17 protein-coding genes are annotated in these 14,758 nt (G+C 71.4%); 8 read left to right on the forward strand and 9 right to left on the reverse strand.

Annotated elements, in window-relative coordinates:
- Positions 1-54: 54 nt before the first annotated feature.
- Entirely contained in the window at positions 55-960 is a 906-nt protein-coding gene (locus tag ACSQ2D_RS03960) for a hypothetical protein (RefSeq protein ID WP_435984720.1), read from the reverse strand.
- Positions 961-1,153: 193 nt separating this feature from the next.
- Here ACSQ2D_RS03960 and ACSQ2D_RS03965 point away from each other — a divergent pair, with 193 nt between their 5' ends.
- Positions 1,154-1,675, forward strand: coding sequence for a YbhB/YbcL family Raf kinase inhibitor-like protein (locus ACSQ2D_RS03965; RefSeq protein WP_435984721.1), 522 nt, complete (start codon positions 1,154-1,156; stop codon positions 1,673-1,675).
- Positions 1,676-1,735: 60 nt separating this feature from the next.
- On the opposite strand, the gene ACSQ2D_RS03970 is transcribed toward ACSQ2D_RS03965, so the two are convergent.
- The 3 genes from ACSQ2D_RS03970 to ACSQ2D_RS03980 all read right to left on the reverse strand — a co-directional run bounded on the left by ACSQ2D_RS03970 (position 1,736) and on the right by ACSQ2D_RS03980 (position 3,694).
- Positions 1,736-2,329 (reverse strand): mycothiol transferase, encoded by a 594-nt coding sequence (locus tag ACSQ2D_RS03970; protein ID WP_435984722.1) that lies wholly within the window; start codon positions 2,327-2,329, stop codon positions 1,736-1,738.
- Between the two features lie 135 nt (positions 2,330-2,464).
- The gene (locus tag ACSQ2D_RS03975; RefSeq protein WP_435984723.1) at positions 2,465-3,253 is read right to left on the reverse strand and encodes a sigma-70 family RNA polymerase sigma factor; all 789 of its coding nucleotides are present in this window, start codon (positions 3,251-3,253) and stop codon (positions 2,465-2,467) included.
- Between the two features lie 126 nt (positions 3,254-3,379).
- Entirely contained in the window at positions 3,380-3,694 is a 315-nt protein-coding gene (locus tag ACSQ2D_RS03980; protein ID WP_435984724.1) for a hypothetical protein, read from the reverse strand.
- Between the two features lie 84 nt (positions 3,695-3,778).
- Between ACSQ2D_RS03980 and ACSQ2D_RS03985 the strand changes: the two genes are divergently transcribed.
- The 3 genes from ACSQ2D_RS03985 to ACSQ2D_RS03995 are packed head-to-tail and all read left to right on the forward strand — an operon-like array spanning position 3,779 to position 6,626.
- Positions 3,779-4,534, forward strand: coding sequence for a (Fe-S)-binding protein (locus tag ACSQ2D_RS03985; protein WP_435984725.1), 756 nt, complete (start codon positions 3,779-3,781; stop codon positions 4,532-4,534).
- Positions 4,531-6,021, forward strand: a complete 1,491-nt coding sequence (locus tag ACSQ2D_RS03990) for a lactate utilization protein B (protein ID WP_435984726.1) — start codon at positions 4,531-4,533, stop codon at positions 6,019-6,021. The genes ACSQ2D_RS03985 and ACSQ2D_RS03990 overlap by 4 nt, the downstream gene beginning before the upstream one ends.
- Positions 6,018-6,626 carry a LutC/YkgG family protein gene (locus ACSQ2D_RS03995; RefSeq protein WP_435984727.1) on the forward strand — a complete coding sequence of 203 codons (609 nt, stop codon included), beginning with the start codon at positions 6,018-6,020 and terminating at the stop codon, positions 6,624-6,626. The genes ACSQ2D_RS03990 and ACSQ2D_RS03995 overlap by 4 nt, the downstream gene beginning before the upstream one ends.
- Before the next feature lie 5 nt (positions 6,627-6,631).
- Here ACSQ2D_RS03995 and ACSQ2D_RS04000 read toward each other — a convergent pair whose 3' ends face one another.
- Positions 6,632-7,501, reverse strand: coding sequence for a hypothetical protein (locus ACSQ2D_RS04000; RefSeq protein ID WP_435984728.1), 870 nt, complete (start codon positions 7,499-7,501; stop codon positions 6,632-6,634).
- Between the two features lie 52 nt (positions 7,502-7,553).
- Here ACSQ2D_RS04000 and ACSQ2D_RS04005 point away from each other — a divergent pair, with 52 nt between their 5' ends.
- The 4 genes from ACSQ2D_RS04005 (at position 7,554) to ACSQ2D_RS04020 (ending at position 10,471) form a co-directional block, all read left to right on the forward strand.
- On the forward strand, positions 7,554-8,165 hold the full coding sequence (locus ACSQ2D_RS04005) for a hypothetical protein (protein ID WP_435984729.1): 612 nt from the start codon (positions 7,554-7,556) through the stop codon (positions 8,163-8,165).
- 290 nt (positions 8,166-8,455) lie between these two features.
- Complete coding sequence (locus ACSQ2D_RS04010) at positions 8,456-8,659, forward strand: hypothetical protein (protein WP_435984730.1); 204 nt, start codon at positions 8,456-8,458, stop codon at positions 8,657-8,659.
- 179 nt (positions 8,660-8,838) lie between these two features.
- A complete protein-coding gene (locus ACSQ2D_RS04015; protein WP_435984731.1) occupies positions 8,839-9,459 on the forward strand; it encodes a DUF47 domain-containing protein in 621 nt (206 codons plus the stop codon).
- 7 nt (positions 9,460-9,466) lie between these two features.
- A complete protein-coding gene (locus ACSQ2D_RS04020) occupies positions 9,467-10,471 on the forward strand; it encodes an anion permease (protein ID WP_435984732.1) in 1,005 nt (334 codons plus the stop codon).
- 99 nt (positions 10,472-10,570) lie between these two features.
- On the opposite strand, the gene pstB is transcribed toward ACSQ2D_RS04020, so the two are convergent.
- The 4 genes from pstB to pstS all read right to left on the reverse strand — a co-directional run bounded on the left by pstB (position 10,571) and on the right by pstS (position 14,570).
- Positions 10,571-11,347, reverse strand: coding sequence for a phosphate ABC transporter ATP-binding protein PstB (gene pstB / locus ACSQ2D_RS04025; protein ID WP_435984733.1), 777 nt, complete (start codon positions 11,345-11,347; stop codon positions 10,571-10,573).
- Between the two features lie 19 nt (positions 11,348-11,366).
- Positions 11,367-12,332, reverse strand: a complete 966-nt coding sequence (gene pstA / locus ACSQ2D_RS04030; protein WP_435984734.1) for a phosphate ABC transporter permease PstA — start codon at positions 12,330-12,332, stop codon at positions 11,367-11,369.
- A complete protein-coding gene (gene pstC, locus ACSQ2D_RS04035; protein ID WP_435984735.1) occupies positions 12,329-13,318 on the reverse strand; it encodes a phosphate ABC transporter permease subunit PstC in 990 nt (329 codons plus the stop codon). The genes pstA and pstC overlap by 4 nt, the downstream gene beginning before the upstream one ends.
- Before the next feature lie 130 nt (positions 13,319-13,448).
- Entirely contained in the window at positions 13,449-14,570 is a 1,122-nt protein-coding gene (gene pstS / locus ACSQ2D_RS04040; RefSeq protein ID WP_435984736.1) for a phosphate ABC transporter substrate-binding protein PstS, read from the reverse strand.
- Positions 14,571-14,758 lie beyond the last annotated feature (188 nt).

Genomic DNA, 14,758 nt, shown 5'->3' on the forward strand with positions numbered 1-14,758 from the left:
GTGCGGACCCCCACGCCGCGTGGCTCGTGCAGCCGGCAAAGGACCGCCCGACCGTCAGGCGCCGGCGTCCGGCTGGTCCGCTCCCGGAGCGGCGGCCGGGCTCTCGACGGGACCGAGGGTGGCCCGCAGCTCGCGCCTGGCCGAGTCGATGACGGCGCGACGAGCCCGGAACTGGTCTGGGTCGGCTGTCGGTGTCGTCGCGAGGTCGGCGCCCACGGCCTCGACGAGCCCGCGGAGGAGACCACGGATGTCGGTGACCCGCCCGGCGCGGGCCCCGTCCGGCGCCTCGGTCGCCAGGGCGTGGAAGGCCTCGTCGATCTCGAGCAGGCGCGGCTGGGCGGCCGTCCAGATCGGCAGCGCCTCAGCGGCGCTCGGCCGTTCCAGGACCTGCGTGGTGAGCGAGTCCTCGACCCAGGACGCCTCCCGCTCGGCGGCGAGCAGCCGGTCGTCCCAGGCCTGGAGCTCTGCCTGTGCCTGGCGCCGTCGGATCAGGAACCAGGCGAGCGCGCCGAGCAGGATGAGCAGGAGCAGCAGCCACGGCCACCACGTCGTCCCCTGTCCCGAGGTGGCCTCCGCCGGCACGGCCTCGGTCGAGGTCGGCGTCGGCGTGGGGGACTCGCTCTCGGACGGTGTCTCGGTCACCGTGGCCGTCTCGGTCTCGGTCCGGGTCACCGTCGCCGTCTGGGTCCTCGTCTCCGTCTGCGTCCGGGTCTCCGTCCGGGTCTCCGTCTGCGTGACGGTCTCCGTCTCGGTCGGGACGGTCCGGGTCGGCAGCTCCGGGAGCGTGACCGCCGGTTCGCTCGTCGCCGGTTCGCTCGCGGCCGGCTCGCTCGCGGCCGGCTCGCTGGCAGCCGGTTCGCTCGCGGACGGCAGGGCCGAGCGACTGATGCTCGGCAGCGTCGTGGGCAGGGTGACCGACCCGCTGCCGGAGCACGCAGCGAGGACCGCGATCACGACCATTGAGGCAAGCGTGCTGACCAGGGCAGGAATGCGTCTCATGGCCGATTGTCCGCGCACGACACCCGGCCCGGGCGTCACCCGCGCGGGGTGAGATGGCGGAGGCAGTCAGCGGCCGCGGACGCGCCCTCGGGCCGGACGGCATACGGAGTCGGTGGGTATGGTGCAGACGTCAACGACTGAGCAGGAGGACCGCATGAGCCTGGACCGACCGGTCGCCCCCGATCCCTACGACCTGCTGCCGCAGGTGCCGTCCTTCACGGTGACGAGCGCCGACGTGACGGACGGGTCACCCCTGAAGGACGACCAGGTGGCCGCCGAGGGCAACACCTCCCCGCAGCTGTCGTGGAGCGGTGCCCCCGAGGGGACGCAGAGCTACGTCGTGACGTGCTTCGACCCCGATGCCCCCACCCCGTCGGGCTTCTGGCACTGGGTGCTGGTCGACGTGCCGGCCGACGTCACGTCCCTCGACACGGGTGCTGCGTCGAAGGCCTTGCCGGGCAAGGCTTTCCACGTGCGCAACGACGGCGGCGAGGCGGGCTTCATGGGTGCCGCGCCGCCCGAGGGCGACATGCCGCACCGCTACTTCTTCGTCGTCCACGCCGTCTCCGAGCCGACGCTGGGCGTCGACGACTCGGTGTCGCCGGCCGTCGTGTCCTTCAACCTCGCGTTCAAGACGCTCGCCCGCGCCGTCATCCACGGCACCTACCAGCACTGACGCCGTCGGCGTCACCGCGATGGCGTATGCCGGGTCGCTCGCCGGGCGGCCCGGCTGACGTCACGCGAAGGTGAAGTGGCCCGACTGCGGTGTCCATCCGTCCGGCGGGTCCTCACCCACGCGCCCGTCGACGGACTCGCGCAGGAGGTCGGCGTGGCCGGTGTGGCGGCCGTACTCCTCGACGAAGTCGGACAGGAGCCGGCGCAGGTTCGCGTGCCGCCCGTCGGGCATGGACGCGTGGACGGGCTGGTCGAGACCGCCCTGCTCGAGGACCGCGCGGAGTCGGACCCGTGATCGCTGCACGGCGCCGTCGTAGAGGTCGTAGAGCGTCTCCGGGGAGTCCTGCGCCGCCGACGCGAACTCCCAGTCGTTGCTGCCGTCCCACCCCGTCGCGTCCCACGGGGCACCGAGCGGCTCGCCGCGCAGCCGGTGCGTGAACGTGTGGTCCTCGCACGACGCCAGGTGCTTGAGGAGCCCGCCGAGGGTGAGGCTCGAGGCCCCGATGCGGGCCCCCAGTCCCGCGCTGTCGAGGTCGTCGACCTTCCAGCGGAAGGTGGCGCGCATCCGCTCGAGCGAGCCGACGAGCTGCTCGACGTCGGTGCCCGCGATCGGTGGCTCCCACGGGGTGGGGCTGGTCGTCTCCTGGGTGCTCATGGGTCGACCGTAGGCGGGGTCCCGGACGGTCGACGTCCGACTCTGCTCCCTGGTCGGCCCGCAGACGACGACGCAGCCCGCGCCGCCGTCGTCTGCGGTGCGGGCTGCGTCGTCCGGGGGCCGGAGGTCGCGCCGTCAGGCGCTGAGGAGCTCTGCCGACTCGAGGTGGCCGCGCAGGTCGGCGAGCACGCGCCGCAGCAGCCGGCTCACCTGCATGGCGCTGAGGCCCATGGTCTGGGCGATCTCGGCCTGCGTCATGTCGTGTCCGAAGCGCAGCTCGACGATCTCCTGGTCACGCGGGGGCAGTCGCTTGAGAGCCGTCCGCACGACGATGCCGTCGTCGAGCGCCGGGTCCGCGTGGTGCTCCGCGCGGGCGTCGACGAGGTCGAGGACCGGGCGGCCTCCCTCGGTCGTCGTGGCGTCGAGCGAGGCGGGTCGAAGGTTCGTCGACGCGACCTGGGCCTCCTTGACCTGCTCGAGGGTCAGGTCGAGCGCGGTGGCGAGATCGGACTGCGTGGGCTCGTGGCCCAGCGTCTGCTCGAGGCGGGTGCGGGCGTCGGTGACGAGCTGGCGCCGCTCCTGCAGCCCGCGCGGCGGCCGGACGAGCCACCCGTGGTCGCGGAAGTGGCGGCGCAGCTCACCGGTGATGGTGGGCGTCGCGTAGGCCCCGAACTCCGTCTCCTGGGCGAGGTCGAAACGCTGGATCGCCTTGAGGAGAGCGAGGAACGCGACCTGCTCGAGGTCGTCGCGGTCGAGACCCTTGCCGGAGTAGCGGTGGGCGAGGGAGCGTGCCAGCGGCATGTGCAGCCGGGTCACCGTCTCGAGTGCCTGCGCCTTCTCGGCCTCGGACTCCGAGGTGCGGACGGTGGTGATGAGCTCACGGGTGCGGGCGTCCTTGCGGGGACCGCGCGAAGGGTCGGTCATGTCTGCTCCATCCAGGGATGTGGGTGGCGGCACTTTCTTGACCGACAGAGGGAACCCTAGACAAAGTCTCAACATTGCACAAGGGCTGTACAGGGCGGGCCCCCTCGGATGGGCCCCGCGCGTCGCTCAGGCCGGGCGGTGCAGCACCGCTCCCACCGGCGTCACGACGAGCTCACCGTCGCGTATCTCGGCGACCGTGCCGTCGACGAGCAGCGACCGGTCACCGGCCTCCCGCGGTGGGAAGACGAGCGTGACACCGCCGTGCTCGCCGACCAGTCGGGTCGCCGTCGCGCCGATGCGGTCGACGAGCAGACGGTCGCCGTCGAGGCGGGGTCGCACGCCGAGCACGTGCGGCCGCTCCTCGCCCAGACACACGAGGAACGCGTAGTCGTGCCGCCCCATCGCCTCGCCCAGCTCCGACAGCTCGACCTTGACGCTCATCGTGACCTCCACCGTCCGGGTCCGCGCCGAGGAGGCGTGGACGACTCACCTCATCGTCCACCTGCGCTGTGCGAGGGTGTCGGTATGCGTGTGGCGTTGATGGTGACCTGCCTCGGCGACGCGATGTTCCCGGACGCCGGCAAGGCCGTCGTGACGTTGCTGCGCCGGTTGGGCGTCGACGTCGAGTTCCCCGCGGCCCAGACCTGCTGCGGCCAGCCGATGGTCAACACGGGCTACCTCGACGAGGCCGTGCCGGTGGTGCGCACCTTCGTGCGGGCCTTCGAGGGCTACGACGCGATCGTGACCCCTTCCGGGTCGTGCGCCGGATCGGCCCGGCACCAGCACTCGATCGTCGCCCGCCGCTCCGGGGACCAGGGCCTCGCGACCGCCGTCGCCGAGATCTCGCCGCGGGTGCGCGAGCTGTCCGAGTTCCTCGTCGACGACCTCGGCGTCGAGGACGTCGGCGCCTCCTTCCCGCACTCGGTGACCTACCACCCGACGTGCCACTCGCTGCGGATGCTCGGCGTCGGCGACCGCCCCGAACGCCTGCTGCGCGCGGTCCGCGGCCTCCGGCTCGTCGACCTCCCGCGCGCCGACGAGTGCTGCGGCTTCGGCGGCACCTTCGCGCTCAAGAACGCCGACACCTCCGTCGCGATGGGCGCCGACAAGGCCCGGCACGTGCGCGAGACCGGAGCCGAGGTCCTCGTCGCCGGCGACAGCTCGTGCCTCATGCACGTCGGCGGCCTGCTGACGCGGCAGCGGGCCGGGGTCCGCGTCATGCACCTCGCCGAGGTGCTCGCCTCGACGGAGGGCGCGACGGCGACGGGAGGCCACCGATGAGCCGCACCTTCGTCGGCATGCCGCCGTTCCCCACCGCCGCCCGCGCCGCCCTCGCCGACACCCAGCTGCGGGCCAACCTCGCCCATGCGACGACGACGATCCGAGCCAAGCGCGCGGCCGTCGTCGCCGAGGTCGACGACTGGGAGGCGCTCCGCCTGCGGGCGGCGGCGATCAAGGACGACGTCCTGCTCCACCTCGACGAGCACCTCGTCCGGCTCGAGGAGTCGCTGACGGCACGCGGCGCCGTCGTGCACTGGGCGCGCACGGCGCAGGAGGCCTCCGAGGTCGTCGCCGAGGTCGCCCGGGCCCACGGGGTCGACGAGGTCGTCAAGGTCAAGTCGATGGCCACGCAGGAGGTCGAGCTCAACGAGTACCTTGCGGCGCAAGGGATCTCGGCGTGGGAGACCGACCTCGCCGAGCTCATCGTCCAGCTGGGCGACGACCTCCCGAGCCACATCCTCGTCCCCGCCATCCACCGCAACCGCGCCGAGATCCGCGCCATCTTCGAGCGCGAGATGGCGCGCGTGGGGCGCCCTGCCCCGGCCGACCTCACCGACGACCCGGCCCGCCTGGCCGAGGCAGCCCGCCTCCACCTGCGCGAGAAGTTCCTCCGGGCCAAGGTCGGGGTCAGCGGCGCTAACTTCGCCGTCGCCGACTCGGGCACCCTCGTCGTCGTCGAGTCCGAGGGCAACGGCCGCATGTGCCTGACCCTGCCCGAGGTGCTCGTGTCGGTCGTCGGCATCGAGAAGGTCGTGCCCACGTGGACCGATCTCGACGTCTTCCTCACCCTGCTGCCGCGCTCGTCGACGGGGGAGCGGATGAACCCCTACACCTCGACGTGGTCGGGCGTGACGCCCGGCGACGGCCCGCAGGAGGTGCACGTCGTCCTCCTCGACAACGGCCGCACGCGCGCGCTCGCCGACGAGGTCGGCCGCCAGGCACTGCGCTGCATCCGCTGCTCCGCGTGCCTCAACGTGTGCCCGGTCTACGAGCGCACGGGCGGCCACGCCTACGGCTCCGTCTATCCCGGGCCCATCGGCGCCATCCTCAACCCGCTCCTCAAGGGCGTCGGCCACGACGAGCAGACCGACTCCCTGCCGTACGCGTCGTCGCTGTGCGGCGCGTGCTTCGAGGCCTGTCCCGTGCGCATCGACATCCCGAGCGTCCTCGTCGACCTGCGCGCCCAGGTCGTCGACGCCCACCGCTCCGGCGTGCCCAAGCCGGAGGCGCTCGCCATGCGCGCGGCCGCCGCGACCTTCGCGTCGGGCGGGCGTCTCGCCGCAGCCGAGCGCGCGTCGGGTCTCGCCGGCCGGGCCCTCGACGCGATGTCGCGAATCGCCCGTCGCGACAGGCGTGCCGGTGGCCGGCGGCTCCTCGGTCGACTGCCCGGGCCCGGGGCGGCCTGGACCGACGCACGCGACCTGCCTGCGCCGCCGGCGGAGTCCTTCCGCGCCTGGTGGAAGCGGACCGACGGGGGCACCCGGTGAGCGCGCGCGACGAGATCCTCGCAGCGGTGCGCGACGCCGTGGCGTCCTCGCGGCGACCCGTCGAGGTCCCTGCCCTCGACCGGCCCGAGCGCGACGGTGACGTCGACCTCTTCGCCGAGCGGGTGGCGGACTATCGCGCCACCGTCGTGCGGTGCGGCCCGGACGGCGTCGACGCCGCCATCGCCGCGGCCCTGCCCGAGGGCGCCACCGTCGTCGTCCCCGACGGGATGCCGTATGCCGTCGCCGGCGCCCTTCCCGACGACGCCCTCTCCGCGGCGGACCTCGACGCGACGACGGCCGTGGTCACGACGGCGACGGTCGCCGTCGCGACGACCGGGACGATCGTGCTCTCGCACGGGCCGGGGGAGGGGCGGCGGGTGCTGACTCTCGTGCCCGACGTCCACGTCTGCGTCGTCCGGGCCGACCAGGTCGTGGACGACGTCCCGGCGGCCGTGCGACGCCTCGACCCGTCCCGCCCGACGACGTGGATCAGCGGCCCGTCGGCGACGAGTGACATCGAGCTGAGTCGCGTCGAGGGCGTCCACGGTCCCCGCACGCTCCACGTCGTCCTCGTGGGCGGGGCGGACGGCACACCCTTTGCGTGACCGCGTCAGCTGACGCGGGTCAGCTTGTAGTGCAGGCGAACTGCGGTGGCCGACCACATCCGCAGCTCGTGGTCGGTGCGCAGGACCCCCTCGCCGTCGACATAGACCCGGAAGCGCTCGTGGACGGGAGCGCGGGCTGCGTGGGCTGCGTGGGCTGCGTGGGCCCGGTGGTCGTCCGTCACGACGACGTACGCCCCGTCGCCGCCGAACGCCCCCGCGGGCGAGTCGAGCTGCAGCGACCCGTCCGGCAGCACCGTGGGGCGCAGGAACACCTGGACGTTGCCCGCCTCGAGGGGGAAGGTCACGTGGACGCTCGGTCGGTCCGCACCCGGCAGCAGCCGGGTCGCGTAGCAGCCGCTGTAGACGTACTCGCCGGTCGAGCGCAGCGAGCGGATCCACCCGGCGGCCCGCTGCCGGCCGGTGTCGTCGGAGATGACGGCGACCCGGCTGTCCATGCCGTGGGCGACGTCGAGGGGCCGCATCGGCAGCGCCAGCTGCTGCACCCGTCGACCGAAGAAGCGCGACACGAGCTCGCCCCCGGGCTGGAAGGCGGCCGTCCACTGCGTCCACACCTCCATCCGCCAGCGCGACGTGTGCTCGTAGAAGTCGCGGACGTCGGGGTGCAGGGCCGCGGCGCGGAAGCCCGGACCGTCGAGCACCTCGAGGTCGGGGAGCAGACCTGCACCGTCGACGTCCTCGCGCACCTCGCCGCCCCACCGTGTCGCGGCGCTCGCCAGCCAGGCGTCGCCGACGACGGCGCCGTCGTGCACCGGCGCGTCCAGCCACGCGTGGGTGCCGGCCAGGTCGACGGGCCGTCCGGTGGTGCGCCAGAACGTGCGGGTGACGCGGTCGAGGCGGGGCATGAGGGAGCTCACGAGCGCAGCGTGCCAGACCGGCGGCGTGGGCGCCGAGGGTTAGCCTGCTGGGATGAGCGAGAGCGACCACCGCGCCCACAGGCGGCCCGCCTTCTTCAGCGAGGCGGCCCTCGAGGCGCACGGTCCTGCCTACGACCCCACGGAGCAGATCCACGTCGCCCACGAGACGGCCCTCGCGCTCGTCCACGCCGGACGCGCGGCCTCCGACCCGGCCGTGACCCGGAAGCTCGTCGCGCTCGTCGACGACATCGGCCTGTCGACCCTCGCCGAGCTGTGGTCCCAGCGCCCGGCCCGGTCCCTCCCGGGCGCCCTGTGGCGCCTCTACGTGCTCCGGGAGTGGGTGCAGCGGGCGCCCGACGAGGCGAGCCGGGAGTATGCCGCCGGCATCCGGTTCACCGGCCCCAACCACGCCGTGGCCGGGGCGGCCGAGCCGCCCGGACCCCAGGAGATGGGGCGGGTCATCGACGAGGTGCTGCGCGGCGTCTTCGAGGGCGACCTCGCCGTCGCCCTCGAGCGGGCCTCCGCGTTCTGCCGCGTCGTCTCCGCCGGCCGGGCCGACATCTCGTCGGGCGACGAGTCCGCCGAGCAGGCGGCCAACGTCCTCGTCATGGCCGAGGACCTCACCGTCTGCGCGCGCCTGTGGCGTGCCGACGCTCTCGACTGACCGGCCGTCCCCGCCGAAGCCGTCCTCGCGGGGGCTCGTGGCGCTCGGGTCTTGCGCCGGAGCATCTTTGGTGATCCGTTCGGCCGGCTTTATCCTTGACGCGCGTCGGGTCGTGGTAGCCCCGGGTCCCAAATTCAGCCGCTACGAGCGGCCCTGTGCCGAGAGGCGCTCCCGACCCGACGCAGCCTCGCGGGCCGGGCATCGCGCGGCGCCGCCCATAGCACGGGCCGCACCGATCTCGTTTGGGCCTTCCCCCCACCGACCACCTGACGGGCGCCTAGATTGGTCCCATGACGCCCGAGGAGGAGCGGTCCGGTGACCTGCTCGATGTCGCGCTCGCCGACGAGATCGAGCTGGTGAGCGACCTCGTGGTGGCGGCGTCCTCCAGCCCGCGTCACTTCACGCCCGACGAGGTCGACGAGCTGCTCGGCATCCCGGGCGAGGCCGCCGGCAGCCCGGCAGACGCGTCGGCGCCCCCGGCGCCGGGGGAGTGACCCGTTCCGTCCGCAGGCACGATCGGGTGCTGCGGCGTGCCTGTGCGTGCGTGCGCGTGGTCGCGCGGAGCGGTCCTGCCGGTCCCGTGTGAACGCCGGACAGACGCCGGGTTGCGCCGGAGTGACTCCTACGCCGTAGCATCTTCCCGGACCAGACCTCGATCGACCGGAGCGCCCCCGTGGGTTTTCGCCTCACACCCCAGGACACGAGCTTTTTCTCCCTCTTCACCTCCTCCGCCCAACTCCTCGTCGAGGCCACCCGGGAGCTGACCCGGTTCCTCGAGGTCGAGCCCTCGAAGCGGCAGGCGGTGGCTGACCGGCTCAAGGACCTCGAGCACGCAGCCGACGACGCGACGCACGAGCTCATCAACAAGGTCAACAGCTCGTTCATCACGCCCTTCGACCGCGAGGACATCCACAACCTCGCCGCGTCCCTCGACGACTGCATGGACTACATCGAGGAGACCGCCGACCTCATCGTGCTCTACCGCATGGGTGAGATCCCCGAGGGCCTCGCCGAGCAGTTCGAGATCCTCGCCCGCATGGCCGAGGTGACGGCCGAGGCCATGCCGCGACTGCGCTCGATGAAGGACCTCAAGAGCTACTGGATCGAGATCAACCGTCTCGAGAACCAGGCCGACTCCCTCCACCGCAAGATGGTGGCCGCGCTCTTCAACAACTCGCCCGACCCGGTCAACGTGATCAAGGTCAAGGCCATCGTCGACGGCTTCGAGAACGCCGCCGACGCGTTCGAGAAGGTCGCCCACGTGGTCGAGGGCATCGCGGTCAAGGAGTCCTGACCCGCTGATGGACACCACGATCCCCGTCCTCGGGGTCGGTGCGGTCATCGCGCTGGCCATGGGCTTCAACTACACCAACGGCTTCCACGACGCCGCCAACGCGATCGCGACCTCGGTCTCGACCCGGGCCCTGACGCCCCGCGTGGCGCTCGGCATGGCGGCCATCGCCAACCTCTTCGGCGCCTTCTTCGGCTCGAAGGTGGCCAAGACGATCGGCTCCGGAATCATCGAGCAGCCGCAGGGCGTCGACGGGCTCTGGCTCGTCGCAGCGGCTCTCATCGGGGCCATCGGCTGGAACCTGCTGACGTGGTGGTTCGGACTGCCCTCGTCGTCCTCGCACGCCCTCATCGGCGGGCTCGCAGGTGCGGCGCTCGTCGCCGGCGTCGCCGTGAAGTGGGACGTCATCTGGGAGAAGGTCATCATCCCGATGATCGCCTCGCCGATCATCGGCCTCGCCCTCGGCTACCTCGTCATGACGGCGATCTTCTGGATCTTCCGCAACGCCAACCCGGGCCGCGTCACCCGTGGCTTCCGCTGGGCGCAGACCGCGTCGGCGGCCGCGATGGCCTTCGGCCACGGCCTCCAGGACGCGGCCAAGACGGCCGGTGTCGTCGTGCTCGCCCTCAACATCTCGGGCCACCACGACAGCGACACCATCCCGATCTGGGTCCTGCTCCTGTCGGCCGTCGTCATCTCCCTCGGCACGTATGCCGGTGGGTGGCGCATCATGCGCACGCTGGGTCGGCGCATCATCGACCTCACCCCGCCGCAGGGCTTCGCGGCAGAGACCACGGCGGCCTCGATCCTCTACGTCGCCGGCCTGGCCTTCGGTGCCCCGATCTCGACGACGCACACGATCACCTCGGCGATCATGGGTGTCGGCGCGACCAAGCGCCTCTCGGCCGTGCGGTGGAGCGTCGCCGGCAACATCGTCGGGGCGTGGGTCTTCACCTTCCCCGGCGCAGGCCTCGTGGCCGTCCTCGCCTGGTACGCCAGCGCGATCTTCCGCTGACCGGCGCCCGCGGCGCACGGCATACGAAAGCGCCCACCCGACCTCGACGGTCGGGTGGGCGCTTTCGTGGTCCCGGGTTTCGCCCCGGGGTCCGGCGGCTCAGCCGAAGCGGCCCGAGATGTAGTCCTCGGTGGCCTGCTCGGTCGGGTTGTTGAAGATCCGCGTCGTGTCGTCGATCTCGACGAGGCGCCCCGGCTCACCGGTCGCCTTGAGGTTGAAGAAGGCCGTGCGGTCGGACACGCGCGCCGCCTGCTGCATGTTGTGCGTGACGATGACGATGGTGAAGTCGTTCTTGAGCTCGTTGATGAGGTCCTCGATGGCAAGCGTCGAGATCGGGTCGAGGGCCGAGCACGGCTCGTCCATGAGGAGCACCTGCGGCTGGACCGCGATGGCCCGGGCGATGCAGAGGCGCTGCTGCTGGCCACCGGAGAGGCCGGCGCCCGGCTTGCTCAGGCGGTCCTTGACCTCCGTCCAGAGGTTCGCGCCCTTGAGCGACTGCTCGACGATGCCGTCGAGGGTCTTCTTGTTCTTGACGCCGTTGAGCCGCAGGCCCGCCGCGACGTTGTCGTAGATCGACATCGTCGGGAAGGGGTTGGGCCGCTGGAAGACCATGCCGACGGTCCGCCGCACCGTCACGGGGTCCATCGAGCTGGCGTAGAGGTCCTGGTCGTCGAGCATGACCTTCCCCTCGACGCGGCCGCCGGGGATCACCTCGTGCATCCGGTTGAGGGTGCGCAGGAAGGTCGACTTGCCGCAGCCGGACGGGCCGATGAAGGCCGTGACGGACCGGGGCTCGACCGTCATCGTCACACCCTCCACGGCCTTGAAGGAGCCGTAGTAGACGTTGAGGTCGCTGACGTCGATTCGCTTTGCCATCGTTCAGGTTCGCTTTCTCTTACTTCTTGACGGCGCCGAAGTGCGCAATGACGCGGCCGATGACGTTGAGGAGGAGCACGAGCAGGATCAGCGTGAGCGCTGCGCCCCACATGCGCTCGGCCGCGGTGGCGAGCGCGAAGTCCCCTCGGTCCTGGTTGATCATCATGGGGAGGGTCGGGAAGTTGCCGTTGAACAGGTCCCGCTGGAAGTTCTTCGTGTACGGGGCGAGGATCAGCAGCGGCGCCGTCTCACCCATGACGCGGGCGATGCCGAGGAGCACACCGGTGACGATGCCCGAGAACGCCGTGCGCAGCACGATCTTGACCACGGTCGCCCACTTGGGCACACCGAGGGCGTAGGAGGCCTCGCGCAGCTCGTTGGGCACGAGCTTGAGCATCTCCTCGGTCGACCGCACGATCACCGGGATCATGAGCAGCACGAGGGCGAGGGCCGCCGCGAACCCCGAGCGGCTGAAGCCGAAGGCGGTCACCCACACGGCGTAGATGAAGAGCGCCGCGACGATCGACGGGACACCCGAGAGGATGTCGACGGTGAAGCTGATCGCCCGGGCGAGGCGACCGCGGCCGTACTCGACGAGGTAGACGGCGGTGAGGATGCCGATGGGCACCGCGATGAGGGCGGTGAACCCGACCATCTGGAGGGTGCCCTCGATGGCGTGGCGGGCGCCGCCGCCGAAGTCGTCGGAGTTGACGTTGCGCTGGTTGCCGGTCCACCACGTCGCCGTCGTGAGCATGTGGAAGCCCTTGGCGACGACCGTGCCGAGGATCCACACGAGCGGCACCATCGCGAGGGCGAAGGCGGCCCACATGACGACCCGGGCCACGACGTCCTTGAGCGCGCGCGCCCGGTGGGGGTGGCTCATCTCGGACAGCGCGTCGCGTCCCGAGCGCCCACCGGGCGGCGTCGAGGTGTCCCCGGGCACGACCTGGTCGTCGGGGACGCGGCGGTCGGTGGCGGTGCTCATTCGGTGAAGGCCTTCCTGCGCTCGATGACCACGCGGGCGATGCTGTTGACGACGAAGGTCAGCACGAAGAGGACGAGTCCGGCGGCGATGTAGGCGCCGGTCTTGTTCGGGTTGCTGAACTCCGAGGCGTTGTTCGCGATCTTCGACGCGAAGGTCTCGCCGCCGTTGAAGAGCGACCACGACCACGGGTTTCCGTCGGCGAGGGCCGACACGAGGAAGGTGACGGCGATCGTCTCGCCGAGGGCGCGGCCCAGTGCGAGCATCGAGGCGGAGATGACGCCGGGGCGGCCGAAGGGCAGGACCGCGGTGCGGATCATCTCCCACTGGGTCGCACCGAGGGCGAGGGCCCCCTCCTTGTGTGCGGTCGGCGTCTGGTCGAAGACCTCACGCGAGAGGGCGGTGACGATCGGCAGCACCATGATCGCGAGGACCACGCCGATGAAGCAGATGGTCCCTCCGCTGATGCCGGTGGGGGCGAAGAGCGGGAACCAGCCGAGCTTGTCCTCGATGAAGGACTGCACCGGCTTGAAGACCGGCGCGAAGGCGATCAGGCCCCAGAGGCCGTAGACGATCGAGGGGACTGCCGCGAGGAGGTCGACGAGACCCGCCGCGGGCCGACGCATCCACGCCGGCGCGTACTGCGTGAGGAACAGCGCGACCGCGACGCCGACCGGCACCGAGAGCAGCATGGCGATGGTCGACGCGGTCACCGTGGTCCAGAGGAACTCGAGGATGCCGAAGGCAGGCTGCTCACCGCCGGGCGCCCAGACGCGGCTCGTGAAGAAGTTCGCCGAGTTGTCCATCAGCGCAGGCACGGCCTGGACGATGAGGAAGATCGCGATGAGGGTCACGAGCACGATGACCAGGACGCCGGAGAGGGTGGCGGCGCCGCCGAAGACCCGGTCGCCGATGCGACCGGTGGATGCCTTGTCCGCCTGCAGGGGCCGGCGCCCGTCGGGCCCGGGAGTCTGGTCCGCAGTGGACACACCCGTCACTGTCGACACGTGGAGGCCTCTTCCTTCGATTGCGTGGTACTGGCACAGGGGCGGGCGCCGAGTGCGGCGCCCACCCCTGCGTGGACGACCCTGCCGGATCGCTCCGGCCGGGTCAGGCGGTTCAGGAGATCGCGTCGACCGCGGCCTGGACCTTGGTCGCGACCTCGGCCGGCAGCGGGGCGTAGCCCTGGGCCTCGAGGCCCTTCTGGACCTCGTCCGAGGCGAAGGTCTTGAGGAAGCTCTTGACCTTCTTGCCCGTCTCGGCGTCGGCGTACTTCGAGCAGACGATCTCGTAGGTCACGAGGACGATCGGGTAGGCCCCGGCCTCCTTGGTGGCGTAGTCGATCTTGAGCGCGAGGTCGTTGCCGGTGCCGGTCTGCTTGGCCGTGGCGATCGTCTTGCCGGCCGACTCGGCGGTCAGCTCGACGGGGCCGGAGCCCGTGTCGATCTGGGCCATGGGGAGCTGGTTCTGCTGGGCGTAGGAGAGCTCGACGTAGGTGATGCCGCCGTCCTGGCCCTTCGTGGCCGTGGCGACACCGGCCGACTTCTCCTTGCCCTCGCCCTTGCCGGTCCACTTCTTGCCGGTCTCGTAGGACCAGGCGTCGGGCGCCGCGGCCTTGAGGTACTTCGTGAAGTTCTCGGTCGTGCCCGACTCGTCGGAGCGGAAGAAGACCTTGATCGGCGTGGCGGGAAGCGTGACGCCCTTGTTGAGCGCGGCGATGGCCGGGTCGTTCCACGTCGTGATCTTGCCGTCGAAGATCTTGGCGGCCACCTCGGCGTTGAGCACGAGCTTGTCGACGCCCTTGACGTTGTAGGCGATCGCGATGGGTCCGGTCACCATGGGCAGGTTCCAGGCCTCGGTGCCGCAGGACGCCTTGGCGTCGTCGGCCTCGATCTTGCCGTCCTTGGGCTCGGTCTTGAGGGCCGAGTCGGAGCCGGCGAAGTCGACCTGCTTGGCGATGAACTGCTTGATGCCGGCACCGGACCCGGTGGGCTGGTAGTCGATGTTGGCGTCGGCGCAGGCCGTCTGGTAGGCCGAGATGGCCTCGTCGATGGCGTTCTTCTGGGCCGAGGAGCCCTCTGCCTTGAGGTCACCGCTGAAGCAGTCTCCGGCGGCCGTGGAGCCGGCAGCGGTCGAGCCGGCACCGGGAGCGGCGCCGTTGTTCTCGGACGCGCAGGCCGAGAGCGCAAGAGCGCCGGACAGGGCGATGGCGCCGAGAGCGCTGATACGCGAAACAGACACGGGTGTGATCCCTCTCGATGGGGTGTACCTGATGGTCGTTCGGTCAGATCCGAGCGACGTTGCTGGACGTTGATCCACGGCGAACATAGGTGCGCCGGATGACGAGTCGTCCACGTGCGGTTAACGCAGGGTGAACGAGGGGCGACGTCTTGGGGTGGGGTGCCCGCTCGGGATGCGACCCGGCTCTG

This window comes from Terrabacter sp. LjRoot27 (assembly GCF_964254175.1).
Lineage (GTDB): Bacteria > Actinomycetota > Actinomycetes > Actinomycetales > Dermatophilaceae > Terrabacter.

What these genes read in the sequence shown, in the direction of transcription:
- ACSQ2D_RS03960 (WP_435984720.1), bottom strand. Translation starts at nt 960, where the DNA reads ATGGTCGTGATCGCGGTCCTCGCTGCGTGCTCCGGCAGCGGGTCGGTC.
- ACSQ2D_RS03965 (WP_435984721.1), top strand. Translation starts at nt 1,154, where the DNA reads ATGAGCCTGGACCGACCGGTCGCCCCCGATCCCTACGACCTGCTGCCG.
- ACSQ2D_RS03970 (WP_435984722.1), bottom strand. Translation starts at nt 2,329, where the DNA reads ATGAGCACCCAGGAGACGACCAGCCCCACCCCGTGGGAGCCACCGATC.
- ACSQ2D_RS03975 (WP_435984723.1), bottom strand. Translation starts at nt 3,253, where the DNA reads ATGACCGACCCTTCGCGCGGTCCCCGCAAGGACGCCCGCACCCGTGAG.
- ACSQ2D_RS03980 (WP_435984724.1), bottom strand. Translation starts at nt 3,694, where the DNA reads ATGAGCGTCAAGGTCGAGCTGTCGGAGCTGGGCGAGGCGATGGGGCGG.
- ACSQ2D_RS03985 (WP_435984725.1), top strand. Translation starts at nt 3,779, where the DNA reads ATGCGTGTGGCGTTGATGGTGACCTGCCTCGGCGACGCGATGTTCCCG.
- ACSQ2D_RS03990 (WP_435984726.1), top strand. Translation starts at nt 4,531, where the DNA reads ATGAGCCGCACCTTCGTCGGCATGCCGCCGTTCCCCACCGCCGCCCGC.
- ACSQ2D_RS04005 (WP_435984729.1), top strand. Translation starts at nt 7,554, where the DNA reads ATGAGCGAGAGCGACCACCGCGCCCACAGGCGGCCCGCCTTCTTCAGC.
- ACSQ2D_RS04010 (WP_435984730.1), top strand. Translation starts at nt 8,456, where the DNA reads ATGACGCCCGAGGAGGAGCGGTCCGGTGACCTGCTCGATGTCGCGCTC.
- ACSQ2D_RS04020 (WP_435984732.1), top strand. Translation starts at nt 9,467, where the DNA reads ATGGACACCACGATCCCCGTCCTCGGGGTCGGTGCGGTCATCGCGCTG.
- pstB (WP_435984733.1), bottom strand. Translation starts at nt 11,347, where the DNA reads ATGGCAAAGCGAATCGACGTCAGCGACCTCAACGTCTACTACGGCTCC.
- pstA (WP_435984734.1), bottom strand. Translation starts at nt 12,332, where the DNA reads ATGAGCACCGCCACCGACCGCCGCGTCCCCGACGACCAGGTCGTGCCC.